We start from the raw sequence: 23,519 nt of genomic DNA, 5'->3' as shown, positions 1-23,519 counted from the left end.
ATGAGCGCATTGACCGCCGCCCCCGCCACTGTGCGCGCCTCACGGCGCGATATCGGCTTTGCGGTCGGCATCATCGCCATCCTCACTGTCCTCTTCCTCCCCATCCCCGCCCCCCTCATCGACCTCGGGCTGGCACTTTCCATAGCGTTGTCAGTGCTTATCCTGATGGTATCGCTATGGATTCAGAAGCCGCTCGAATTCAGCGCCTTCCCCACCGTGCTGCTGATCGCCACCCTGTTGCGCCTTGCGCTGGGCATCGGCACCACGCGGCTGATCCTGGCGGAAGGCGGCGATGGCGTTCACGCCGCCGGGCACATCATCAGCGGCTTCTCGCAGCTGGTGATGAGCGGTGACTTCGTCATCGGCATCGTCGTCTTCGTCATTCTGATCACGGTCAACTTCCTCGTCATCACCAAGGGCGCGACCCGCATCGCCGAGGTCGGCGCCCGCTTCACCCTCGACGCCATTCCCGGCAAGCAGATGGCGATCGACGCCGATCTCAATGCGGGTCTCATCGACGACAAAGAGGCGCAGCGCCGGCGCAGCGAGCTGGAGGAGGAAAGCTCCTTCTTCGGCTCGATGGACGGCGCCTCGAAATTCGTCCGCGGCGAAGCGGTGGCCAGCCTGATCATCATCGCCGTCAACATCTTCGGCGGCATCATCATCGGCGTGACCCGCCACGAGATGGAACTGCGCGAGGCGGCGGACATCTTCACCCGCCTGTCGGTGGGCGACGGCCTGGTCTCGCAGATCCCGGCGCTCATCGTCTCGCTGGCCGCCGGCCTGCTGGTGTCCAAGGGCGGCACGCGGGGAACGACGGAAAAGGCCGTGCTGGGCCAGCTGGGCGCGTATCCGCGTGCGCTCTTTGTCGCCTCCGCCCTGATGTTCTGTCTGGCACTGGTGCCCGGCCTTCCGCTCGTTCCGTTCGCGGCGCTCGGCGCGGTGATGGCCTTCATCGCCTACAAGGTGCCGCAGCAGATCGCCCGCGAGAAGGAGGCGGAGAGGTCCCGCGAGGCGCAGGTGCAGCAGCAGGTGGCCGCCGAGAGCAAGGATTCGGTGCGGGAATCGCTGCGCACGGCTGAAGTCGAGGTGGCGGTGGGCAAGCAGCTGGCCACCATCGTGCTGCGCAACCCGGCGGAACTGGCCCACCGCATCGGCAAGATGCGGCGCAAATTCGCCGAGCGCTACGGCTTCGTCGTGCCCGATATCAAGGTCTCGGAGGGGCTGGCCCTGCCGGCCAAGAACTACCAGATCAAGCTGCACGGTACCGCCATCACCGGCCATGAGATGCGGATCGGCGAAGCGCTGGTGGTGATCGGCGACGGCCCGCGCCCGGACGTGCCCGGCGACGAGACCCGCGAGCCGGCCTTCGGCATGAAGGCCCTGTGGGTCTCCGACTCCTATGCGGCGGAGGTCAAGCGCGAGGGCTTCGCCCCGATCGACGCGCTCTCGATCATGCTCACCCATGTCAGCGAGGTGGTGTCGAACAATCTGGCGCAGCTCCTGTCCTACAAGGACATGCGCTCGCTCCTGGAGCGGCTCGATCCCGAGTACAAGCGGCTGATTGAGGACATGTGCCCCTCGCAGATCTCCTATTCCGGGCTGCAGGCTGTGCTGAAGCTGCTGCTGGCCGAGCGCGTGTCCATCCGCAACCTGCACCTCATCCTCGAAGCGATCGCCGAGATCGTGCCGCATGCGCGGCGGTCGGAACAGGTGGTGGAGCATGTGCGGATGCGGATGGCGCAGCAGATCTGCGGCGACCTTTCCGAGGGCGGCGTTCTCAAGGTGCTGCGCCTGGGCGGCAAGTGGGACCTGACCTTCCATGAGGCCCTGAAGCGCGACGCCAAGGGCGAGGTGGCGGAATTCGACATCGACCCGCGCCTGGTGGAGCAGTTCGGCACCGAGGCCTCCGCCGCCATTCGCGAGCGGATGCGCAGCTCTGGAAGCTTCGCCCTCGTCACCGCCCCGGACGCCCGGCCCTATGTCCGGATGATCATCGAGCGCATGTTCCCCGCCCTTCCCGTGCTCTCGCATGTGGAGATCGCGCGCGGGGTCGAGATCGCCTCGCTCGGGGCGATCGCGTGAACGGCTCGCCCGAGGCGCCGCTGGTCGCGGCCTTCCTCATTTTCTGCCGCATCGGCGCCTGCTTCATGCTGATGCCGGCCTTTTCCAGCAGCCGGCTGCCGGCCAAGATCCGGCTGTTCCTGGCGCTCGGCCTTTCCTACGCCCTCACCCCGCTCCTCGGCGACGAGATCACCCGCACGGTGACGGGCCTCTCGCAAGCCCAGCTCCTGCTGGCGATCGGCGGCGAGCTCGCTACGGGCGGCATTATCGGCCTGCTGGCCCGCGTTTTCTTCCTTGCCCTTCAAACCCTGATGACGGCGGCGGCGCAGGCGGTGGGCCTTTCCACCCCCTCAAGCATGGTGAGCGAAGAAGACGGCCAGATGCCGGAAATCGCCACGCTGATGACCCTCTCCGCCACCGCCCTGCTCTTTGCCACCGACCAGCATTGGGAGATTCTGCGGGCGGTGGTCGAATCCTATTCCCGCCTGCCGCCGGCCGGCCCTTTTGCCGCTGGCGCCTCGCTCGGCCTGTTCGTCGACCGGCTGAGCGACACCTTCCTGCTCGGCCTGCGGCTGGCGAGCCCGTTCCTGGTCTATTCCGTGGTGGTGAACCTGGCGGTCGGCCTGATCAACAAGCTCACTCCGCAGATCCCGGTCTATTTCATCGCCATGCCCATCGTCACCGCCGGCGGGCTGCTGCTGCTCTATGTGACCGTCGACGACGTGCTGCGCATGTTCGTCGAGGCGTTCACCTCCTGGCTGGCGAAAGGCTGAACGATGATCGCCCTTCTGCACAAGGCGCGCCGGATCGAAACCGTGCAGGGGCAGATGCACCAGCTCGCCGAGAGCGCGCTTGCGCAGCTCGAACGGGCGCAGGCCGAAGTGGAGCGCGAGCGGCGGGACATATTGGCGGTGCTGAACAACGAAGCGATCGCCCCCTTCGTGATCGCCCTCGCCGCGCCGCGCCTGCGCGCGCTCGATGCGCAGATCGGTCGCCTGCAGCATGAGGCGGCGGCGCAGCGGGCCGTCGCGCTGGAGGCGGCGATGCGGCTCAAGCGTGCCGAGCGCATGACCGGCAAGGCCGAGGCGAACGCCCACGCCGCCGAGGAGCGCGCCAGCCTCGACGAGGCGCTGGAGGCGTTCATCGCCCGGGGGGGCGCAAGCTTCCCGCCAGCCTGATCTGCGAGGCTGTATCGGTCACAAGAAACGGTGCAGCCGATGAGCATCCAACCTCCCTCCGATATCCTTCTCGACGTGGTGAAGGCCGCCGATCCGCAGAAGGCGCAGGCCATGGCCGCCCGGCTGCGGCAGGTTGCGTCTGCCTCGGCCAGCGCCGCGGCGGGCGGGGCGGCGGCCGAGGGGCCGCGCTTCGACGATACCCTCGCCGGCGAGAGCGCCGCCCCCGTCGCCCTGGGCGAGGGCGGGAGCCCGCTCGGCACGTTCTCCGCCCGGACGCTGTCCAACGCCACCGCGCTCTCCTCCCGCGAACCGGCCGGCGCGCCCTCGCCCTATCGGCGCTTCGAGGCGATGGTTCTGAGCGGCTTTGTCGAGCAGTTGCTGCCCAAGTCCAGCGCCACCCTCTTCGGCGCTGGCACCGCCGGGCAGGTCTGGCGCTCGATGCTTGCCGAGCGCATCGCCGACGAGGTCGCCAAATCGGGCGGCATCGGCCTCGCGCAGCACCTTGCCTCCGTGCGGGGCGGGCGGGACGCAGCATGAGCGCCAATCCCGCCCTGGCGACTCTGCTTGGACTGCTCGACCGCCTCGAAGAGGCACTCGAGGAGGAAACGGCAGCGCTCGCCCAGCGCCGCCCGCTCGATTTCGAGGAGATCAACCGCCGCAAAAGCCGGAGCCTGCTGGAACTGACGCGCGCCATCCGCTCTCTGCCCGAGGCGCTGGCCGGCGCACGCGAAGGCGCTCTGCCGGCGCGGCTGGCCAGCTTGCGCGGCAAGCTGCTGGGCAATCAGGACATTCTGCGCATTCATCTTTCCGCCGCGCAGGAGATCGCCGCCATTCTCGGTCGCGAGATGGGCGAGGCGGACTCGGACGGCACCTACTCATTCGCGCAGGTCACGAGGCACGCCTCGCGATGATGCGGCTGCTGTTCATCGGCCTTTGGGTCTGCCTGGTCACGCTGCTGGCGAGCTATGGCGGTGCCTATTGGATGGCCGGGTCCTCCGCCGGCAAGGACGAGGAGCCGTTTCTCGCGGGGCTCGAATACCGCCGCCTCGAACCGATCAACGTGCCGATGATCATCGACGGCACTGTGCGCGGCTACGTGATCGCCAAGCTGGTCTTCACCGCCGATGCGGCGACGCTGCGCCAGCTGCCGATAGAGCCCCAGATCTTCGTCACCCACGCCGCGTTCCAGGAAATCTACACGGAAGGCCGTGTCGAATTCGGAAAACTGTCCAAGTACAACCTTTCCGACATGCTGAACAACATCCGGTCCAAGGTAAATGAAAAGCTGAACGGCGACGTCATAAAGGAAATACTCGTCGACGGCATCAATTACATCGACAAATCAGAAATACGCGCACTTGTCGATAGATCCGGCGACGCACCGAAGAAGACCTCCGCCGCCACAGGCGAAAAAGCAACCCATTGAACCTCAACCCGGACATGTCCTCATGAAGATAACCGGCAAAATATACACCATCGTCGCCACGCTCGGCCTGACGACCGCCCTGGTCGGCGGCATCTCGGTCTATACCCTGAATTACGAGGCCCATCTTTCCAACCAACTCGACCAGCTGCACCGCCAGGCCTTCTTGGCCGAGCGCATCAATGGTCTGGTCAGCACGGTGGTGATGGACGCGCGCGGCATCTACATGTCGTCGGACGCTGAAGCGGCCAAGCCCTTCGTCGCCGGCATCAAACGCAGCTTGAATCTGCTGCAGGAGACGGCGCAGGAGGTTGAGGGCACCGAAGAGGCGAACGTCCGCTCCAGCTTCGGTCCGGTCGCCAAGGACGTCGCCGATTTCCTCACCTTCCGCGCCGAGACGGCACGCCTCGCCACGCAGGAAGGCCCGCAGGCGGCCAATGTGCAGGGCAACAACGAGGCCAACCGCGCCAACCGCAAGGCGCTGCAGGCCTCGCTCGGCGAACATGTCGAGCGGCTGCGCGGCATGACCGACCCTCTGCGCGAGGAGTTCAACACGGTCAATATGTGGTCCGAGCTCATCATCCTCATCACCACCGCGGCCGGCCTGCTCGTCGGCATCGGCACCGGCCTCTATATCGGCGTCGTCATGCTGAGCCGCCCCATCCGCCGGGTGATCGAGACCGTGAAGGCAGTGGCCGACGGCAAGCTCGACGTCGAGATCGAATCCCAGCCGGGCAATGACGAGATCGGCGAGCTCTGGCGCTCCACCGGCGAGCTCCTCGGCACGCTGCGCGAGGCCGAGCGCCTGCGTGGCGAGCAGGCCACCAATGCCGAGCGGGCCGAGATCGAGAAGCGGACGGCCATGCGCGATCTCGCCGATCGCTTCGACAGCGAGATTTCCGGCGTCGTCCGCTCGGTCGCCGCCGCTGTTACCCAGCTTGAACATTCGGCCTCCAGCATGAGCTCGTCGGCCGACGAGACCAGCCGTCAGTCGACCGTCGTCGCTGCGGCGGCCGAGCAGGCGACCGGCAACGTGCAGATCGCCGCTTCCGCCGCCGAGGAGCTCGCCGCCTCGGTGCGCGAGATCGGCCACCAGGTGTCCACCGCCGCGAAGATCGCCGGCGAGGCCACTGAACAGGCCACCGGCACCGCCGATGTCGTGCGCGGCCTCGCCACCAGCGCCCAGCGTATCGGGCAGGTTGTGAACCTCATCACCGACATTGCCTCGCAGACCAACCTGCTGGCGCTCAACGCCACCATCGAGGCGGCGCGGGCCGGCGAGGCGGGACGCGGCTTCGCCGTCGTCGCGATGGAAGTGAAGACCCTTGCCGAGCAGACATCGAAGGCGACCGACGAGATTTCCTCCCAGATCGCCGCCGTACAGGGCGCGACCAACGATGTGGTGAAGGCGATCGAGAACATCTCGGGCACCATCCGCCGTATCGACGAGATTTCGAGCGCCATCGCCACCTCGATTGACGAGCAGGGCGCGGCGACCGGCGAGATCGCGCAGAACGTCCACCAGGCCGCCCAGGGCACGCAGGAGGTTTCCTCCAGCATCTCGACGGTCAGCGTCGCGGCCGCCGATACCGGGCGCGTCTCCGCCGAGATCGTCCGCTCCGCCGCCGATCTGTCGTCCCAGGCGACCCGGCTGCGCACGCAATTCGACACCTTCATCGAACGCATCCGCGCCGCCTGAGCCCCTGCCGGCGCCTGATGGCGCCGGCTCTCCAGATCCACCTGAATCCAGTGAGTGTCATGGACGACCTGCTCCGCGAATTCCTGACGGAAACCGGCGAAAGCCTCGATGTCGCCGACGGCGAGCTGCTGAAGCTCGAAACCGACCCGAACAACCGGGACATCCTCAACAGCATTTTCCGCCTCGTGCACACCATCAAGGGCACCTGCGGCTTTATCGGCCTGGCCCGGCTGGCGCGACTCGCGCACGCCGCCGAGACACTGATGGACGAGTTCCGCAACGGTCGCCCGGTGAAGTCCGGCGCGGTGGATCTGATCCTGCGGACCATCGACCGGATCAAGCTCATCCTGGCCGAAATCGAGCGCAGCGATGGCGTCGAGCCGCCCGGCGCGGATGAAGACCTGATCTCCGCGCTGGAGGCGGAGGCCGCCCACGAGGCGCCCGCCCCGCTGCCGGCACCGGCCCCTTTGGCGAAAGCCGAGCCTGCCATTGTGGTCGCGCTTGAGCGCGAGCTGCTGCCGGGCGAGGTGCCGCTCGACGAGCTGGAGCGCATGTTCCGCGAGACGGCGGTGGAGGCCCGGCCCAAGGTTCCGACCCTGGCCGCTGCCCCCACGCTCGTGCCGCACATGCTGGCCGCCACGCCTGAGGCCGAGCACGCGCCGGCGACCGCGCTGGATCCGGCAGCCGCCGCGGCGCAGACCATCCGTGTCAGCGTCTCGGTGCTTGAACATCTGATGACGATGGTTTCGGAACTGGTGCTGACCCGCAACCAGCTCATGGAGATCAGCCGCCGCAACGAAGACAGCGACTATAAGAGCCCGCTGCAGCGGCTTTCCACCGTCACCGGTGAGCTGCAGGAAGCGGTGATGCGTACCCGCATGCAGCCGATCGGCAATGCGTGGCAGAAGCTGCCCCGCATCGTGCGCGACCTCGCTCATGAACTCGGCAAGCATATCGAGCTGGAACAGCACGGCGCCGAAACCGAACTCGACCGCCAGTTGCTCGACCAGATCAAGGACCCGCTCACCCACATGGTGCGCAATTCGGCCGACCATGGGCTGGAAACGCCCGGGATGCGCCGACTGGCCGGCAAGCCGGAAAAGGGCACCATACGCCTGTCCGCCTATCATGAGGGCGGCCATGTCATCATCGAGATTTCCGATGACGGGCGCGGGCTCGATGTCGCCCGCATCCGCGCCAAGACGATCGAAAACGGCCTGTGCTCGGAAGCCGATGCCGCGCGCATGACCGACGCGCAGCTCTACCGCTTCATCTTCCATGCCGGCTTCTCCACCGCCCAGCAAGTCACCAGCGTGTCCGGCCGCGGCGTCGGCATGGATGTCGTGCGCTGCAACATCGAGTCGATCGGCGGCACGGTCGACGTTCGCTCGAAGCGGGGCGAAGGCACGACCTTCACCATCAAGATCCCGCTCACCCTCGCCATCGTTCCGGCACTTATCGTCGAAATCACCGGCGAGCGCTTCGCCCTGCCGCAGACGTCCGTCGTCGAACTGGTGCGGGTGCGCGGCGACAGCGAGCACTCGCTGAGCTTCATCAAGCATGCCCATGTGCTGCGCCTGCGCGACCGGCTGTTGCCGATCATCGATCTCGGCTCGGTGATGGGCCTGTCGTGCCATTGGGGCGAACATCCCGACGGCGAGCTGATCGTGGTGATGCAGGTCGGTAACCAGCGCTTCGGTGTCGTGGTCGACAGCGTTCTGCACACCGAGGAAATCGTGGTGAAGCCGCTCGCCTCGGTGCTGCGCGGCATCTCCCTGATCTCCGGCAGCACCATCCTCGGGGACGGGCGCGTCATCATGATTATCGATCCCAACGGCCTGTCCCAGTACGCGGCCGCCCGCTCGGACAAGACCGACGAGGCCAGCAAGGGCGAGGCGCTCGCCGGCACAGCGGCCGATTCCAACAAGATGTCGCTCCTGCTCTGCCGGGCCGGCGCCCAGGGCATCAAGGCGGTGCCGCTCGCCCTCGTCACCCGTCTCGAAGAACTCGACGCCGGGGAAGTGGAGCTCCTGTCGGACCGCAGCGTGGCGCAGTATCGCGGCACGCTCATCCCGATCCTCTATGCCAATGACGAGGTGGAGCGGAAGACATCCGGCAAGCAACCCCTGCTCATCTTCTCGGAAGGGGAGCGGACCATGGGGCTCTTCGTCGACCAGATCGTCGACATCGTCGAAACCGAGTTCGAGCTCAAGCTGTCCTCGGGCGCCCCGGACATCATGGGCGGAGCGATCATCAACGGCACGGCAACCGAAGTGCTCGACGTCGCGCACTTCATGCAGCGGGCCTTCGGCGACAGTTTCGACATTCCCGTCGGACACCCTCGCGAGCGGAACGGCCGGCTGCTGCTTGTGGACGATAACGCCTTCCATCGCGCGATGCTGGAGCCGGTCCTGAAGGGCAACGGCTATTCCGTGACCACCTGCACCTCCGCCACCGAGGCGTTGGTGAAGCTCTCCGGCGAAGCCCGCTTCGACGCTGTGGTCAGCGAGGTCGACATGCGCGGTATCGACGGCATCGGCTTCGCCGAGCGCGTGCGCAGCGAGCTGCACATGCACGACCTGCCGATCATCGCCATGGCATCCGGGCGCAACCCGGACTCGATCGAACGCGGCCACCTGGCCGGTTTCACCGACTATGTAGCGAAATTCGACCGCAACGGCCTTCTCGCCGCGCTGCGCGAATTTGCGGCCCACGAAGATAAGGAGAAGGCGGCATGAGCGCAGCGGTTGTTAACCTGGAAGGGCCGAGCGATGCCCATCAGTACGTCACCGTTCGCATCGGCGGACAGCTTTTCGGATTGCCCATCTCGGCGGTCAACGAAGTGTTTGTCCCCGACCGGATCACGCCCGTGCCGCTCGCCTCTCGCGAGATTGACGGGGTGCTGAACCTGCGCGGTCGGATCGTCACCATGATCGATATGCGCCGCCTGCTGGGACTGAAGGATGGAACCCTCGCCCGGATGGCGGTCGGCATCGAGCGCACGGGCGAGGCCTTCGCCCTGCTTATCGACGGGATCGGAGACGTTCTGCTCCTCGATCCCAGCACCTATGACAGCAACCCGCCCAATCTCGACGAAGAGTGGACGCAGTTCTCGGAGGGCGTCCATCGCTTGGAGGGCGAGCTGCTCGTGGTGCTCGACGTTGAACGCGTTCTCGCCGCCATTGGTGGCGCGCGGAGCGCGGCATGAGACAGCTCATCCGGGAGCCCAGCCGATGAAGACCTTTCTTGTCGTTGACGATTCCTCCGTGGTGCGCAAGGCAGCGCGCCGCATGCTGGAGACCTGGTCCTTCAAAGTGGAGGAGGCCGAGAACGGCGCCGTGGCGCTGGATCGGTGCCGGCAGCACATGCCGGACGGAATCCTGCTTGACTGGAACATGCCTGAAGTCACGGGCTTCGAGTTCCTGGGACTGCTGCGCAGCGAGGCCGGCGGCGCCGCGCCGCGCGTGGTGTTCTGCAGCACCCACAACGATGTCGCCCATATTGCCAGCGCCCTGTCGGCCGGCGCTGACGAATACATCATGAAACCGTTCGACGCCGACATCCTGCGGGAGAAGCTCGTCGAGGTCGGCCTGCTGGAGGAAGAGCCCCTATGAGCCTCGCACGCCCCACGGGCTCCTCGGTCGGCACGCCGCAGGCGGCCGGCCCTCCCATCAAGGTGATGATCGTCGACGATTCCGTGTTCATGCGCGGCATCCTCAGCAACTGGCTGGGTGAAACCGGCGAGTTCAGCGTCGTCGCCGTCCATCCCAACGGCCGGCGCGCGGCCGACGATGTCCAGCGTGCGCAGCCCGACGTCGTGATCCTCGATCTCGAAATGCCGGATATGGATGGGCTCACCGCCCTGCCGCTCATCCTTGAGCGCAAGGCCGGTACGGCGGTGCTGGTGGCGTCCGCCCTGACCCGCCGTGGCGCGGAAATCAGCCTCAGGGCGCTGACGCTCGGAGCGGCCGACTACCTCCCCAAGCCGGACGCGGCGCGCGGCCCGGTGGCGGCGGAGGAGTTCCGTGCCGACCTGCTGGCGAAGACGCGCAGCCTTGGCCAGCGCGTGCGGCGTCGCTCGCTGCCTCGGCCGCCGGTTGGCGTGCCCGCGGCGGGGGGAGGCGGAGCGCCGTCGCCGAACCCGGTGCAGACGCCCACACCGGCCACGGCGTCGGGCGCGCCCCGCCCCGGCGGCAAGCTGCGCTCCTATTCGATGATGCCGCCCACCATTCTCGCTGTCGGCAGCTCCACCGGCGGCCCGCAGGCCCTGACACGGCTGTTCACCGACATCGGCCCGGCCATCGGCAATGTGCCCGTGCTGATCGTCCAGCACATGCCGCCGACCTTCACCGCCATTCTCGCCGAGCACATCGCCCGCGCCTCGGGCCGGCGCTGTGCGGAGGGGCGCGACGGCGAGGAACTCGTGCCCGGCCAGATCTATGTTGCCCCCGGCGGTCTCCACATGGACATCGTCCGCACGGGCGGCACCAGCAAGATCCGGCTGCTCGACGGCCCGCCGGTGAACTTCTGCAAGCCGGCGGTCGACCCGATGTTCGAGGCGGTCGCGGGCATTTACGGCGCCGCCGCCGTCGGCGTGGTGCTCACCGGCATGGGTAGCGATGGCGCACGTGGGGCGCTGAAGATCGCCGAACTCGGCGGCAGCGTGATCGCGCAGGACGAAGAGACGAGCGTCGTCTGGGGGATGCCGGGCGCCACCGTGGCGATCGGCGCCTGCGCCGGCATTCTGCCAATGGCGGAGATCGGCCCGCGGGTCAGCCGAATGCTGATAGGAGGCCGCGAATGATTGGTCCCTCCGATTTCGAGTTCCTGCGGCGCTTTCTCAAGGACAAGTCAGGGCTCGCCCTCGGCGACGACAAGCGCTACCTGCTGGAGACGCGGCTCGATCCGGTCATGAAGAAGGCGTCGGTCACCGGCATCACGCAGCTTGTCGCCACCCTGCGCGAGCGGGGCTCCTCCCCGCTGGCCGAGGCGGTGATCGAGGCGATGACGACCAATGAATCGCTGTTCTTTCGCGACAAGCGCCCCTTCGATCAGCTCGCCGCGCTGATCCTGCCGGAGCTGATCTCCCGTCGCCCGCCCGGTCAGCCGTTGCGCATCTGGTGCGCGGCCGCCTCGACCGGGCAGGAGCCCTACTCCATCGCCATGCTGCTGCGCGACAATGAGCGACTGCTTGGCGGCCGGCGGGTCGAGATCGTCGCCACCGACCTGTCCGGCGAGGTGATCGAGCGGGCGCAGGAGGGCGTCTATACCCAGTTCGAGGTGCAGCGGGGGCTGCCGGTGCATTACCTGCTGAAGTGCTTCAACCAGGAGGGACAGATGTGGCGGATCAACGCCGATATCCGCGCCATGGTCCGCTTCTCGCGGCTGAACCTGCTGCAGTCCTTCGCCCATCTCGGCCAGTTCGACATCGTGTTCTGCCGCAACGTGCTGATCTATTTCGATGCAGCGACGAAGAGCGACGTGCTCGGGCGCATCGCCAATGTCATGACACGCGACGGCTATCTCATCCTCGGCGGCGCGGAAAGTGTGCTCGGCCTGTCCTCGGAGCTGGTGCCCGGAAGCCAGCACGGATTCTATATCCGCAAGAACTAAGCTCATGTCAGCTGAGGCGGCTCTGGCCGAACGGGATTCGGCCCAAGCACCCGCGTCTTCGCTCTCGCCCTGGGAGTGAAGACGCGGCGATGCCAGCCCCAATTTCACGCCACCCGCCGGCGGCCTGACGCCGTTTTCTGCTTTGAACGCACGGTCTTCATCCGGGGCCTCGGCACCGCGCAGGGCCGCGGCCGCCCTGCGGCTGTCGTCCCCCCGCCATGAATTTTCCGCAATCTCCGCCACGCAGCACGATGATATCCGTCGCCATTCGTGCTTTTCTGCACTGGGGTTGGACTGATACCTCCAGATGAGAGACCGCACGCGGAATGACGCGCAACAGTCGCAAAGGGGGCAGCGTGACGCTGAGGGGAATAGTCGGATTGCTCGCCATAGGCATCCCGGGGATCGCTTTGCCAGGGATGGCTTACGCCGGCAGCTTCCTTGAACCGGCCGGGCCGATTGCCTCGGCGCAGCTGTCGCATTTCGGCGTTATCAGCGCCCTGATGCTCATCGTCATCGTGCCGATGTTCGTGGTGCTGCCGATCGTGCTGTGGCGCTACCGTCGCGGCGGCACGGGGGCCTACCGTCCGGACTGGGAGTTCAACTGGGGCCTTGAGCTGCTGATCTGGGGTGTTCCGGTCGCGCTGGTCGTCGCCCTTGGCACGGCGCTGTGGCGGCAGACCATCACGGGCGATCCCTACCGCGCTCTCGGCCCCGACCCGCTGGTGGTGGAAGTCGTCGCGCTCGACTGGAAATTCCTGTTCCTCTATCCCGAGCAGGGCGTGGCGACGCTCGACCTGCTCGCTTTGCCCGAAGGCCGGCCGGTCACCGTGAAGCTGACCAGCGGCACGGTGATGCAGTCCTTCATCATTCCCCAGCTCGCCGGGCAGATCTATGCGATGGCGGGCATGCAGACGCAGCTCAACCTGCTGGCCGACAAGACCGGCGACTTCACCGGCCGCAACACGCAGTATAATGGCCTGGGCTTTGCCACCCAATCCTTCACCACAAGGGTGATGAGCCCGGACGCCTTCGAGGGCTGGGTCGCGACGACGAAGGCGCAGGGAACCGCGCTTGATGCCGCCGGCTACGCGAAACTTCTGCCCCCCGCCGTGGTCAACGAGCCGGTGCTCTACAGCCAGTTCACCCCGGGCCTGTTCAACCAGGTGATGGCGAGCTTCGCGCCCGGCATGTTCCAGCACCACGGCCATGCGGCAATGCCCGCACCGCCCGCGCCCCACCAGGGCCATGACCATACGCCGGAGGCCGCGCAATGAACTGGGAGCTGATATTCGGCCAGATCAAATGGACCTCCTTCGTCTTCGCCGGGATGATCGAAAACCCCTCGCTCAGCGAGGCCATCGCCTCGGGCGCCGGGTCGATCGCGGTGCTGGGCGCGCTCGCCACCGTCATCCTGCTGACGGTCAAGGGCTGGTGGGTGCCGCTGTGGCGCGACTGGCTGACCAGCGTCGACCACAAGAAGGTCGGCATCATGTACATCGCGATCGCGCTTGTCATGTTCGCCCGCGCGGTGATCGAGGCGGCGCTGATGCGCGCCCAGCAGCTCGCCGCCACCGAGGGCGCCGGCTTCCTGTCGGCGGATCATTTCGGCCAGCTGTTCAGCACCCACGGCACGATCATGATCTTTTTCGTGGCGATGCCGTTCATCACCGGGCTGATGAACTACGTCATGCCGCTGCAGATCGGCGCCCGCGACGTGTCCTTCCCGCTGCTCAACGCCATTTCGCTGATGCTGACCATGGCCGGCGCGATACTCATCATGGTGTCGCTGGTGGTGGGCCAGTTCTCCACCGGCGGCTGGAGCGCCTATCCGCCCTTTACCGGCATCGACTTCAGCCCGGGCGAGGGGGTCGACTACTGGATATGGGCGGTGTCGCTCGGCTCCATCGGCTCGACGCTGACGGGCCTCAACTTAGCGGTGACGATCTACAAGAAGCGCTGCCCTGGCATGTCGCTGTTCCGCATGCCGCTGTTCACCTGGACGACGCTGTGCACCTCGATCCTGATGATCTTCGCCATGGCGCCGCTGACCGCCGCCACCGTCATGCTCGCCCTCGACCGCTATGCCGGCTTCCATTTCTTCACGAATGGCGACGGCGGCAACATGATGAACTACGCCAACCTGTTCTGGCTGTTCGGCCATCCGGAGGTCTACATCCTGATCCTGCCGGCCTTCGGCGTCTGGTCGGAGGTGGTCGCTACCTTCTCCAGCAAGCGCATCTATGGCTACACCTCGCTGGTCTACGCCACCATGTGCATCGCCGTGCTGTCCTTCGCGGTGTGGCTGCACCACTTCTTCACCATGGGCCAGAGCGCCAATGTGAACGCCATTTTCGGCATCGCCACCATGATCATCGGCGTGCCGACCGGCGTGAAGGTCTATGACTGGTTGCTGACCATGGTGGGCGGGCGCATCCGCTTCTCCACGCCCATGCTGTACCACATCAATTTCCTGCTCACCTTCATCCTCGGCGGCATGACGGGCGTGCTGCTGGCCAATCCGGGCGTCGATTTCCAGGTCCACAACACGCTGTTCCTGGTGGCGCATTTCCACAACATGATCATTCCCGGCGTGCTGTTCGGCATGTTCGCGGCGGTGCAGTTCTGGTTCCCGAAGGTGTTCGGCTTCCGGCTGCATGAGGGGCTGGGCCGCGCCTCCTTCTGGTGCTTCGCGCCGGGCTTCCTGCTGGCGTTCTTCCCGCTCTACTGGCTCGGCATGATGGGCGCGACGCGGCGCACCTATATGTGGTCGAACCCCGACTACGTGCCCTGGCTCGCCCTCGCCATGCTCGGCGCCGGGCTCATCCTCGCCGGCTTCGCGCTGATGGTGACGCAGATCGTCGTCTCGGTGCGCCAGCGCGCGCAGCTCGCCGCCCCGCTGGGCGATCCCTGGGACGGGCGGGCGCTCGAATGGTCGATCCCCTCCCCGCCCCCGGCCTGGAACTTCGCCGTTCTGCCCAACGTGTCCTCGCAGGATCCGTTCTACGAGGCCAAGAAGGCCGGCATCGCCTACCGCTCGCCGGCCGCCTATGAGGATATCGAGGTGCCGCGCAACACCGCGACGGCGCCGCTGATCGGCCTGTTCGCCTGCGCCTGGGCCTTCGGACTGGTGTGGCACATCTGGTGGCTGGCGATTGCCTCCTTCGTGCTGATCTGGGTCGTCGTCATCGCCCGCTCCTTCGCCACCGACACGGAAGAGACCATCCCCGCCGCGACGGTGAAGGCGGCGAACGAGGCCTTCCTCGCCGCCGCGCGCGCCACGCCGGGCGTGACCCGCGACCGGGAAATGACATCCGACAACAAGGGCCGGGCGCATCCCGAAGCGCTGGAGGGCCGCGCCGGGACCATCGCTTCCGGCACCGCCGTGGAGGCGCTGTGATGAGCCTTTCCGAACGCCTTCATCCCGGACTGAACCTCGCCGGCACCGATCCCGAAGGCCATGAGGCGGCCGAAGAGACCCTGTTCGGTTTCTGGATCTTCCTGATGAGCGATCTGGTGCTGTTCGCAGTGCTGTTCGCGACCTATGCGGCGATGAGCGTGCAGGGCATCGCCGAAGGCCCCCGGCCCGCCGAGGTCTTCGACCTGACCGCCGCCTTCGTGGAGACGCTGCTGCTGCTGTTCTCCAGCTTCGCCTTCGGCCTCGCCATGCTGGAGATGAAGTACCGCGAAAATCGGCGCGGCGTGCTGGTGTGGCTGCTGCTCACCGGCCTGCTGGGCGCCGCCTTCGTCGGCATGGAGTTGCACGACTATTACGTGATGATCACCCAGCATGCGGCACCACCGCAGGCCAGCGGCTTCCTCTCCGCCTATTACCTGCTGACCGGCACCCACGCGCTGCACGTCTCGTCCGGGCTGGTGTGGATGGTCATCATGGCGGTGCAGGTCGCGCTCATCGGCTTCACCACGCCGGTGAAGCTGCGGCTGATGCGTCTCGCGCTGTTCTGGCACATGCTCGACGTGGTCTGGATCGGCATCTTCACCTTCGTCTACCTCTACGGGGTCGCGTCATGAGCCGCCGGAGTCCCGCCGACATGCCGCCCCGCGAGATTGAGGACGAGGGCCGCGAGCGCCGCTCCTATGTGATCGGCCTGGTGCTGGCGCTGGTCCTCACCACCGGCGCCTTCGCGGTGGTGGGGCTGAACCTTCTCAGCGGCGGTGCCGCGCTCGCCGGGCTCGGGCTGCTCGCCCTCATCCAGGCAGTGGTGCATCTGCGCTACTTCCTGCACATCGACCTCCAGCGCTCGCACCGCGACGACCTGCTGCTGATCCTGTTCACCGTGCTGATCCTGCTCATCATGGTGTCCGGCACCATCTGGATCCTCTACGACCAGCATGTGCGCATGATGCCCTGACGGGGCGGCCCCACCGACAGCGGGGACGCGGCTAACCATTCCGAATCGCGACGTTGGTGACGATCCGCCGACCGACGTCGACATGCTGGCCGCCTGCTGCCCCACAAACAGAACCCCGCCAGGATGACGGGGTATTTCAGCGCTTTGGACGCCCCAGCGGGGGCGCAGGGCGGCTGAAGGGACTTTCGGGAAAAATCCGTTGCCCCATTCGCGGTGGGGCAACGGAAAGTCGGGAGGGATTTAGACGGCCTTCTTGAATTTCGCGGCTTCTTCCGAGCCGCCGGTAGCATTGCCCTTGGAATAGGAGTGCGCCCCGGTGCCGGCCAGCGCGCCACCCTGGACGATCAGATATTCGTCGCGGATCGGGCGGCCCTCGAAGAAGCATTCGAGGATTTCGCGCGTGCCGGCGGCGTAGCGCGCCTGGGCGGAGAGCGAGGTGCCCGATATGTGCGGCGTCATGCCGTTCCACTTCATCGTCCGCCAGGGGTGGTCGGCCGGCGCCGGCTGCGGGAACCACACGTCGCCGGCATAGCCAGCCAGATGCCCGTTCTCCAGCGCCCGGGCCACGGCGTCGCGGTCGCACAGCTTGCCGCGGGCGGTGTTGACGATATAGGCGCCGCGCTTGAACAGCTTCAGCGTCTCGTCATTGATCATGTGCTCGGTTTCGGGATGCAGCGGGCAATTGAGCGTCACCACGTCGCAATGCGGGTACATCTCCTCGCGCGAGGCATGCCAGGTGAGGTTCAGCTCCTTCTCCACCGCCTCGGGCAGGCGGTGACGGTCGGTGTAGTGCAGCTTCACGTCGAACGGGGCGAGGCGGCGCAGCACCGCGAGGCCGATGCGGCCGGCGGCGACGGTGCCCACGTTCATCGCTTCGAGATCGTAGGAATGGGCGACGCAATCGGCGATGTTCCAGCCGCCCTGGCGCGCCCAGTCATGCGAAGGGAGATAATTGCGCACCAGCCCGAGGATCATCATCACCACGTGTTCGGCAACGCTGATCGAGTTGCAATAGGTGACTTCGGCCACGGTGATGTTGCGGTCGATCGCCGACTGGAGATCCACATGGTCCGAGCCGATGCCGGCGGTCAGCGCCAGCTTGAGGTTTTTCGCCTTGGCGATGCGCTCGGGCGTGAGATAGGCCGGCCAGAAAGGCTGGGAGATGACGATGTCGGCATCGACCAGCTCCTTCTCGAATACCGAGTTCGGCCCATCCTTGTCGGAGGTCACGACCAGGGTGTGGCCATTGGATTCCAGATAGGTGCGCAGGCCAAGCTCGCCGGACACCGAGCCGAGCAGATGACCGGGGGTGAAGTCGATCGCCTTCGGCGTCGGCAGCGTCTGGCCGCCGGGATAGTGGTCGATCTTCGGCAGGTCGTCCCGGGCATAGGTGGTAGGGTAGCCGTCGATCGGGTCGTCATAGAGCACGCACAGAATCTTGGCCATCGGGCATTCCTCTCGTCAGAGTGAGCAGGGACGCTTCCGCCGCGCACCGCCCGCACGGGCTTCGCCGCGCTGTCGTCGGGCTGCGCGCCCATCAAGAGGCGGGGCGACGGGCGTCCTTCGTGCCGGTCCGGTGCGAAAGCCCAGGCTTCCCCGCCGCCGACCATGCGAGAGTGGACGGGGCAGGCAGGGGATTCAAATTGAAAGGGGCGAACAATTGATAGATGGCGGCAATGAAGTGCCTGTCATTTAAAGATATTCTCAATTGAACCTTCGCGCCCGAAGCGCTGCGCCAGCTTGAGCAGAGCCCCCGCCACCGGGCTCAGCGGGTCGCGCTCCGACAGGACGAGGCCGATCGGCTGGACATGCACCGGATCGACCAGCGGCAGGGCGACGAGATCCGCCGCCTCGCCCAGCCCGCGAAAGCTCGCCTCCGGGACAATGCTGTTCCACGGCCCGCGCCGCACGAAGGACCACACGCCCATGAAGGAGTTCGTCTCGATCGCCGGCGCCGAGGCGATGCCAGCCGCCCCCATCACCTGGTCGATGATCCGGCGGTTCTGCATGTCAGGCGTGAGCAGGCACAAGGGCTGAGCCGCCGCCTCGGCCCAGCGCAGGCTGCGCCGGCGCGCCAGTGGCTCGTCGGGGCGGGTGATGAAGACATAGTGCTCGCGATAGAGCGGCAGGCGGCGCACCCGGTTCAGCGGTTCATTGTCGAGATAGGTGATGCCGGCGTCGAGTTCCATCTCGTCAAGGCCGCGCTGGATGGCGGCGGAGGAGAGGGTGAGCATCTGCACCTTCACCTCCGCGTGCCGGAGCCGGAACGGCGCGAGCAGAGCAGGCGCGGCCGCCGTGGCGGCGGGAATGGCGCCGACGCGCAGCGTGCCGGTGATCTGGCCTGAGGTCTCGACCTTTTCCTGCCGCAGGCTCTCATAATCGGCGGCGATCTGCCGGGCCCAACCGAGCACCCGCTCGCCTTCCGCCGTAAAGCCGAGGAAGCGATGGCCGCGCACCACGATGGGCACACCGAGCTCCTGCTCCAGCTTGCGGATGCCGGCCGAGAGCGTCGGCTGAGTGACGTGACAGGCCTCGGCCGCGCGGCCAAAGTGCTTCTCGCGCGCCAGCGCGACGAGATAGTGCATCTGCCGCACAAACATGGGCGCTTTCCGTGGCTGTCACAGCTTCTACCGCGCCGCGGCGGCCGCGGGCGACGTTATTTCCTCTCGGATACAGGAGACATATAGGCGGAAAGCCGACGGCGGAAGGCCCTCGGCTTTTCCGCGAAAAGCCGGGCGTGCAGCAGCAGGGCGGAGTGGGCGAGCTTTTCCCGCCGCGCGTCGATCGCGGCGAGCAACTGGGCGTGCCAGAGCGGGCGGCCATCGGCGCGCACGGGATGCGCCTCGGCCAAGGCGCGCAGCACGGCGAGGTCGTGATGCTTGCCGAGCTTGTCACGCAGCCGCTGCAGCTGGTCCACCCACAGCTCGCCGAGCGCCGGCCAGGCAGAGATGACCAGCTCCATCTGGTAGCGCTGGGCGACCACCTCCTTGCGCAGCTCGTGCAGGCTTTCATCGTCCCGTGGGTCGACTTCGCGGCCGGCGCGGCGCGCCCGGGCATAGAAGGTCGCCAGCGCGGCGAGGAGCGCCTTGTCGTCGAGCGCAGCGCCGAGCCGGGGCAGGGCTTGCGCCAGTGCCGCCATTTCGGCGTCGAGCGCGGCGCGGTGTGTGCCCACGCCCCCATCAGGTGCGGACGCCGTCGCCGGGGCGAAGGCGCGGCTGGCGGCACGTCGTGCGGCAGGAGAAAGGCCGGCCTTAGCGACGAGATCATCCAGCGCGTCCTCGCGGGCCGCCATATCGCGGGCCTGCGCCAGATGGCGGGCGATCGCGGCGAGCGCGCGCCGCGACGCACGGGCGAGGTCGGCCACCTCGCGCTCGCGGGCCGTGCCCGCCAGCCGCAGGAGCGCCCGCAGCCGCTTGAACCCCTTGCGCACGCCGTGCACAGCCTTCACGGGATCGGACAAAGTGAGGGCGTCGCGGGCCTCTTGATGCGCCTCGCTCAGCGCCTGGGCGAGGCGCGGCGGCGGCGCGGCGAGGGAAGCGGGAGAACTATCCACCGCTTCAGCAGCGACGCCAGAAAGCTTCTCAGGCATGAATTACCCTTCCCGCGCAATTGGTTAGGTGATTTCTTCACCTTCGGCGCGACGATCCGATGACAAAAAGATAGCCCAGCCCCCTTTCATTTGGCCATGCGGATTGATAGATACCCGCCATCGGCAAGCCGTTACGCGACTTCCGGTTCTGACGCGGGGTGGAGCAGCCCGGTAGCTCGTCAGGCTCATAACCTGAAGGCCGCAGGTTCAAATCCTGCCCCCGCAACCACTGATCGCGACAAACCCGCAGCCTCGGCTGCGGGTTTTGTTTTTCTGGCGGTCTTTCGGACTGCCTGGCGCTCGGTCCATTCGAGCATGGTGCGCAGTTCGCCGTGCAGCGCCGCGAAATTCTCGCCTCGCTCCTCGCCGGGCGTCAGCACGATCCCCTGCCGCGATCTCAGGTGCCATCATCCGTCCTTCGAGACCTGCCAGCACGCGGCGCTCCAAGTCCTTACGCGAGATCGTCCGGCTGTTGGAGCAGGTACCCTTGCTGATATGGTTTGAGCAGGCGAAGCGGTCGGACCCACGCAGAGAGTACGGGTCACCACAGAAGCCGCAGAATATCAGCCCCGAGAGCAGCGATTTCGGCCGGCCGCCGCCGTTGAGCCTCTTCTGTTAGAGCGCGACGCCGGTCATGGACCTTCTTTTCGCGGCTCTATGGTCAGCCACGCACGCCACCACTCTCCTTCGCTCGTGCCCGTTCGAGGAAGCTGGCCCGGATTTTCGCGAACAGCCCCGGCGGGATGAACCCGTTGGCATCAGCCGCACGATCTCCTCGGTGATCTTGCGATACTCAGCCACGGGGCTATCCGCCGTCCGGCACCGCGATGATCGTCTCGAAGGGATCACGGTGGATACGGGCGACGCGCTGCACCTCCCGTGCGCGGACGAGACCATGGCGATGCATCTGCTCGCAGGCCGCGTCCCCGTCCGCACGGGCCGGGGCAACGGCGCGCGCGGTGATCAGATCAGGCAGGAGGCGGATGCGCTCGGCCAGCTGCGGGTTCTGCCGCTGCATGAACGCCAGCAGCCGGCGGTGGTCGAGCCAGCAGCCCCAGTGAGCGCAGCGCACTCGACAGCTGAAAAGGATCGCCGGGGAACCCGCCAATGGATGAACTGGCCGTGTGGAGGCCATTGATTGTCTCGGCGAGTGCATTGCCGTAGCTGTCACCGACACGGCCGGGTCGAGGGCACGATGCCCACTTCGGCCAATCGCTCGGTTTGCGGAGGGTCGGGCCCGCCCGATCTTAGTGGTGGATGGACCGGTCGAATACCAGCGCCGCTCAGGCCCGGCGGATCGAAACCTGCCACTCGGCACAGATGCGGAAACCTCCCGCTTCAAACGGTCCAGAACCTCCGGCGTGAAACGGTCCAATTTTCGGAGATCAGACCACGTATCAAGCCGAGGCACCGTCAGCTGACGGCGTCGTTTTAGGTATTCAGACGCACAAAACCCCGCCTGTGATTTCTCACGGGCGGGGTTTTGTTTGGTTTGTGAAGAAGCTTTTTTTGCTGTGCTTTGCAGGCCTGGCAGCGACCTACTCTCCCAGGTCTTGAGACATAGTACCATCGGCGCTGAGGAGTTTAACGGCCGAGTTCGGGATGGGATCGGGTTGGGGCTCCTCGCAATGGCCACCAGGCCGGCGAAGCACAGCATTTTGCGAAGCAAGGATCCTTTTGGGATCGGGTCTGGTCGACCCTGGTCTTTGGATTGCTTTGATCCTTGATGGATGACCATCGAGGATGAGAACGATCAAGCCAATCGAACGATTAGTACCGGTAAGCTCAATATGTTGCCATACTTACACACCCGGCCTATCAACGTGGTCGTCTTCCACGGTTCTCAAGGGAATACTCGTTTTGAGGTGGGTTTCCCGCTTAGATGCTTTCAGCGGTTATCCCGACCGTACATAGCTACGCTGCACTGCGGCTGGCGCCACAACAGCTCCACCAGAGGTACGTTCATCCCGGTCCTCTCGTACTAGGGACAAATCCTCTCAATATTCCTACACCCACGGCAGATAGGGACCGAACTGTCTCACGACGTTCTGAACCCAGCTCACGTACCACTTTAATCGGCGAACAGCCGAACCCTTGGGACCTGCTCCAGCCCCAGGATGTGATGAGCCGACATCGAGGTGCCAAACGATGCCGTCGATATGGACTCTTGGGCATCATCAGCCTGTTATCCCCGGCGTACCTTTTATTCGTTGAGCGATGGCCCGTCCACGTGGGACCACCGGATCACTATGGCCGACTTTCGTCTCTGCTCGACTTGTCAGTCTCACAGTCAGGCGGGCTTATGCCATTGCACTCGACGACCGATTTCCGACCGGTCTGAGCCCACCATCGCGCGCCTCCGTTACTCTTTGGGAGGCGACCGCCCCAGTCAAACTGCCCACCATGCAATGTCCCGGATCCGGATAACGGACCGCGGTTAGACATCCATATCTATAAGGGTGGTATTTCAAGGATGGCTCCACGAGAGCTGGCGCCCTCGCTTCAAAGCCTACCACCTATCCTACACATACCGACACGAATGCCAGTGCAAAGTTGCAGTAAAGGTGCACGGGGTCTTTCCGTCTGACCGCAGGAACCCCGCATCTTCACGGGGAATTCAATTTCACTGAGTCTATGCTGGAGACAGCGGGGAAGTCATTACGCCATTCGTGCAGGTCGGAACTTACCCGACAAGGAATTTCGCTACCTTAGGACCGTTATAGTTACGGCCGCCGTTTACCGGGGCTTCGATTCAAAGCTTGCACCTCTCCTCTTAACCTTCCGGCACCGGGCAGGCGTCAGACCCTATACGTCATCTTGCGATTTCGCAGAGCCCTGTGTTTTTGCTAAACAGTTGCCACCCCCTGGTCTGTGCCCCTCCACACTGGTTGCCCAATGTGAAGGCCTCCTTATCCCGAAGTTACGGAGGTAAATTGCCGAGTTCCTTCAGCATAGTTCTCTCAAGCGCCTTGGTATACTCTACCAGTCCACCTGTGTCGGTTTCGGGTACGGTCTATAATGTGGGAGCTATTTCCTGGAACCCCTTCGAAGCCAGAACAGAACCAATTCGTCTGACAACACACGGGATTCGTCACTACCCACAGGCTCAGGAATATTCACCTGATTCCCATCGACTACGCCTTTCGGCCTCGCCTTAGGGGCCGGCTAACCCTGCGCAGATTAGCTTTACGCAGGAACCCTTGGACTTTCGGCGACAGTGTCTCTCACACTGTTTGTCGTTACTCATGTCAGCATTCGCACTTCCGATACCTCCAGAGGCCCTCACGGGTCCTCCTTCGCAGGCTTACGGAACGCTCCGCTACCGCTTGCACCTAAGTGCAAACCCTAAGCTTCGGTGCATGGCTTGAGCCCCGTTACATTTTCGGCGCAAGAATCCTAGACCAGTGAGCTGTTACGCTTTCTTTAAAGGATGGCTGCTTCTAAGCCAACCTCCTGGTTGTTTTCGGACTCTCACATCCTTTCACACTTAGCCATGACTTGGGGACCTTAGCTGTAGGTCAGGGTTGTTTCCCTCTCGACGACGGACGTTAGCACCCGCCGTCTGTCTCCCGCGCAGTAC

General features: G+C 65.6%; 20 protein-coding genes, 1 tRNA gene, 2 rRNA genes and 1 pseudogene (1 of these 24 cut by a window edge). 17 read left to right on the top strand and 7 right to left on the bottom strand.

Features of this window, described 5'->3' with window-relative positions; translation table 11 throughout:
* The 16 genes from flhA to cyoD all read left to right on the top strand — a co-directional run bounded on the left by flhA (position 1) and on the right by cyoD (position 16,350).
* Positions 1-2,085, top strand: coding sequence for a flagellar biosynthesis protein FlhA (flhA, locus tag J2S76_RS16755; RefSeq protein WP_307062154.1), 2,085 nt, complete (start codon positions 1-3; stop codon positions 2,083-2,085).
* On the top strand, positions 2,082-2,837 hold the full coding sequence (fliR, locus tag J2S76_RS16750) for a flagellar biosynthetic protein FliR (protein WP_307062153.1): 756 nt from the start codon (positions 2,082-2,084) through the stop codon (positions 2,835-2,837). The genes flhA and fliR overlap by 4 nt, the downstream gene beginning before the upstream one ends.
* Positions 2,838-2,840: 3 nt before the next feature.
* Positions 2,841-3,242: a hypothetical protein gene (locus J2S76_RS16745; protein WP_307062150.1), complete on the top strand. Its 402-nt coding sequence runs from the start codon at positions 2,841-2,843 to the stop codon at positions 3,240-3,242.
* A 39-nt stretch (positions 3,243-3,281) separates the two neighbouring features.
* Complete coding sequence (locus J2S76_RS16740) at positions 3,282-3,779, top strand: rod-binding protein (RefSeq protein WP_307062148.1); 498 nt, start codon at positions 3,282-3,284, stop codon at positions 3,777-3,779.
* Positions 3,776-4,153: a hypothetical protein gene (locus J2S76_RS16735; RefSeq protein WP_307062146.1), complete on the top strand. Its 378-nt coding sequence runs from the start codon at positions 3,776-3,778 to the stop codon at positions 4,151-4,153. Before J2S76_RS16740 ends, J2S76_RS16735 begins: the two co-directional genes overlap by 4 nt.
* Positions 4,150-4,668, top strand: a complete 519-nt coding sequence (locus J2S76_RS16730) for a hypothetical protein (protein WP_307062144.1) — start codon at positions 4,150-4,152, stop codon at positions 4,666-4,668. The genes J2S76_RS16735 and J2S76_RS16730 overlap by 4 nt, the downstream gene beginning before the upstream one ends.
* Before the next feature lie 22 nt (positions 4,669-4,690).
* Positions 4,691-6,364 carry a methyl-accepting chemotaxis protein gene (locus J2S76_RS16725; protein WP_307062142.1) on the top strand — a complete coding sequence of 558 codons (1,674 nt, stop codon included), beginning with the start codon at positions 4,691-4,693 and terminating at the stop codon, positions 6,362-6,364.
* Between the two features lie 59 nt (positions 6,365-6,423).
* Positions 6,424-9,102: a hybrid sensor histidine kinase/response regulator gene (locus tag J2S76_RS16720; RefSeq protein WP_307062139.1), complete on the top strand. Its 2,679-nt coding sequence runs from the start codon at positions 6,424-6,426 to the stop codon at positions 9,100-9,102.
* On the top strand, positions 9,099-9,572 hold the full coding sequence (locus J2S76_RS16715; protein WP_307062137.1) for a chemotaxis protein CheW: 474 nt from the start codon (positions 9,099-9,101) through the stop codon (positions 9,570-9,572). The genes J2S76_RS16720 and J2S76_RS16715 overlap by 4 nt, the downstream gene beginning before the upstream one ends.
* 25 nt (positions 9,573-9,597) lie before the next feature.
* On the top strand, positions 9,598-9,978 hold the full coding sequence (locus J2S76_RS16710; protein ID WP_307062135.1) for a response regulator: 381 nt from the start codon (positions 9,598-9,600) through the stop codon (positions 9,976-9,978).
* A complete protein-coding gene (locus tag J2S76_RS16705) occupies positions 9,975-11,168 on the top strand; it encodes a protein-glutamate methylesterase/protein-glutamine glutaminase (protein ID WP_307062133.1) in 1,194 nt (397 codons plus the stop codon). Before J2S76_RS16710 ends, J2S76_RS16705 begins: the two co-directional genes overlap by 4 nt.
* On the top strand, positions 11,165-11,977 hold the full coding sequence (locus J2S76_RS16700; RefSeq protein WP_307062131.1) for a CheR family methyltransferase: 813 nt from the start codon (positions 11,165-11,167) through the stop codon (positions 11,975-11,977). Before J2S76_RS16705 ends, J2S76_RS16700 begins: the two co-directional genes overlap by 4 nt.
* A 419-nt stretch (positions 11,978-12,396) precedes the next feature.
* Complete coding sequence (locus J2S76_RS16695; RefSeq protein ID WP_307062129.1) at positions 12,397-13,254, top strand: ubiquinol oxidase subunit II; 858 nt, start codon at positions 12,397-12,399, stop codon at positions 13,252-13,254.
* Positions 13,251-15,377, top strand: a complete 2,127-nt coding sequence (locus tag J2S76_RS16690) for a cbb3-type cytochrome c oxidase subunit I (protein ID WP_307062126.1) — start codon at positions 13,251-13,253, stop codon at positions 15,375-15,377. Before J2S76_RS16695 ends, J2S76_RS16690 begins: the two co-directional genes overlap by 4 nt.
* Entirely contained in the window at positions 15,377-16,009 is a 633-nt protein-coding gene (locus J2S76_RS16685) for a cytochrome c oxidase subunit 3 (RefSeq protein ID WP_307062124.1), read from the top strand. The genes J2S76_RS16690 and J2S76_RS16685 overlap by 1 nt, the downstream gene beginning before the upstream one ends.
* Positions 16,006-16,350 carry a cytochrome o ubiquinol oxidase subunit IV gene (gene cyoD, locus J2S76_RS16680; RefSeq protein ID WP_307062122.1) on the top strand — a complete coding sequence of 115 codons (345 nt, stop codon included), beginning with the start codon at positions 16,006-16,008 and terminating at the stop codon, positions 16,348-16,350. The genes J2S76_RS16685 and cyoD overlap by 4 nt, the downstream gene beginning before the upstream one ends.
* A gap of 240 nt (positions 16,351-16,590) precedes the next feature.
* Here cyoD and J2S76_RS16675 read toward each other — a convergent pair whose 3' ends face one another.
* The 3 genes from J2S76_RS16675 to J2S76_RS16665 all read right to left on the bottom strand — a co-directional run bounded on the left by J2S76_RS16675 (position 16,591) and on the right by J2S76_RS16665 (position 19,939).
* Positions 16,591-17,796 (bottom strand): NAD-dependent formate dehydrogenase, encoded by a 1,206-nt coding sequence (locus J2S76_RS16675; RefSeq protein ID WP_307062120.1) that lies wholly within the window; start codon positions 17,794-17,796, stop codon positions 16,591-16,593.
* Positions 17,797-18,038: 242 nt separating this feature from the next.
* On the bottom strand, positions 18,039-18,950 hold the full coding sequence (locus J2S76_RS16670) for a LysR family transcriptional regulator (RefSeq protein ID WP_307062118.1): 912 nt from the start codon (positions 18,948-18,950) through the stop codon (positions 18,039-18,041).
* Between the two features lie 56 nt (positions 18,951-19,006).
* The gene (locus J2S76_RS16665) at positions 19,007-19,939 is read right to left on the bottom strand and encodes a CHAD domain-containing protein (protein ID WP_307062116.1); all 933 of its coding nucleotides are present in this window, start codon (positions 19,937-19,939) and stop codon (positions 19,007-19,009) included.
* Between the two features lie 152 nt (positions 19,940-20,091).
* Here J2S76_RS16665 and J2S76_RS16660 point away from each other — a divergent pair.
* Positions 20,092-20,168, top strand: a tRNA-Met gene (locus J2S76_RS16660).
* Here the strand turns inward: J2S76_RS16660 and J2S76_RS16655 are convergent.
* The 4 genes and pseudogenes from J2S76_RS16655 to J2S76_RS16640 all read right to left on the bottom strand — a co-directional run.
* Positions 20,147-20,506, bottom strand: a complete 360-nt coding sequence (locus tag J2S76_RS16655) for a recombinase zinc ribbon domain-containing protein (protein ID WP_307062360.1) — start codon at positions 20,504-20,506, stop codon at positions 20,147-20,149. The two genes, J2S76_RS16660 and J2S76_RS16655, sit on opposite strands and share 22 nt — an antisense overlap.
* A gap of 421 nt (positions 20,507-20,927) precedes the next feature.
* A pseudogene (locus J2S76_RS23195) lies at positions 20,928-21,160 on the bottom strand (IS3 family transposase); the annotation flags it as partial.
* A 304-nt stretch (positions 21,161-21,464) separates the two neighbouring features.
* A 5S ribosomal RNA gene (rrf, locus tag J2S76_RS16645) occupies positions 21,465-21,579 on the bottom strand.
* Between the two features lie 109 nt (positions 21,580-21,688).
* Positions 21,689-23,519, bottom strand: a 23S ribosomal RNA gene (locus tag J2S76_RS16640) (it continues 992 nt past the right edge of the window).

The organism is Ancylobacter vacuolatus, assembly GCF_030813595.1.
GTDB classification, from domain to species: Bacteria; Pseudomonadota; Alphaproteobacteria; order Rhizobiales; family Xanthobacteraceae; genus Ancylobacter; species Ancylobacter vacuolatus.
This window is presented reverse-complemented; position numbering and strand designations above follow the sequence as displayed.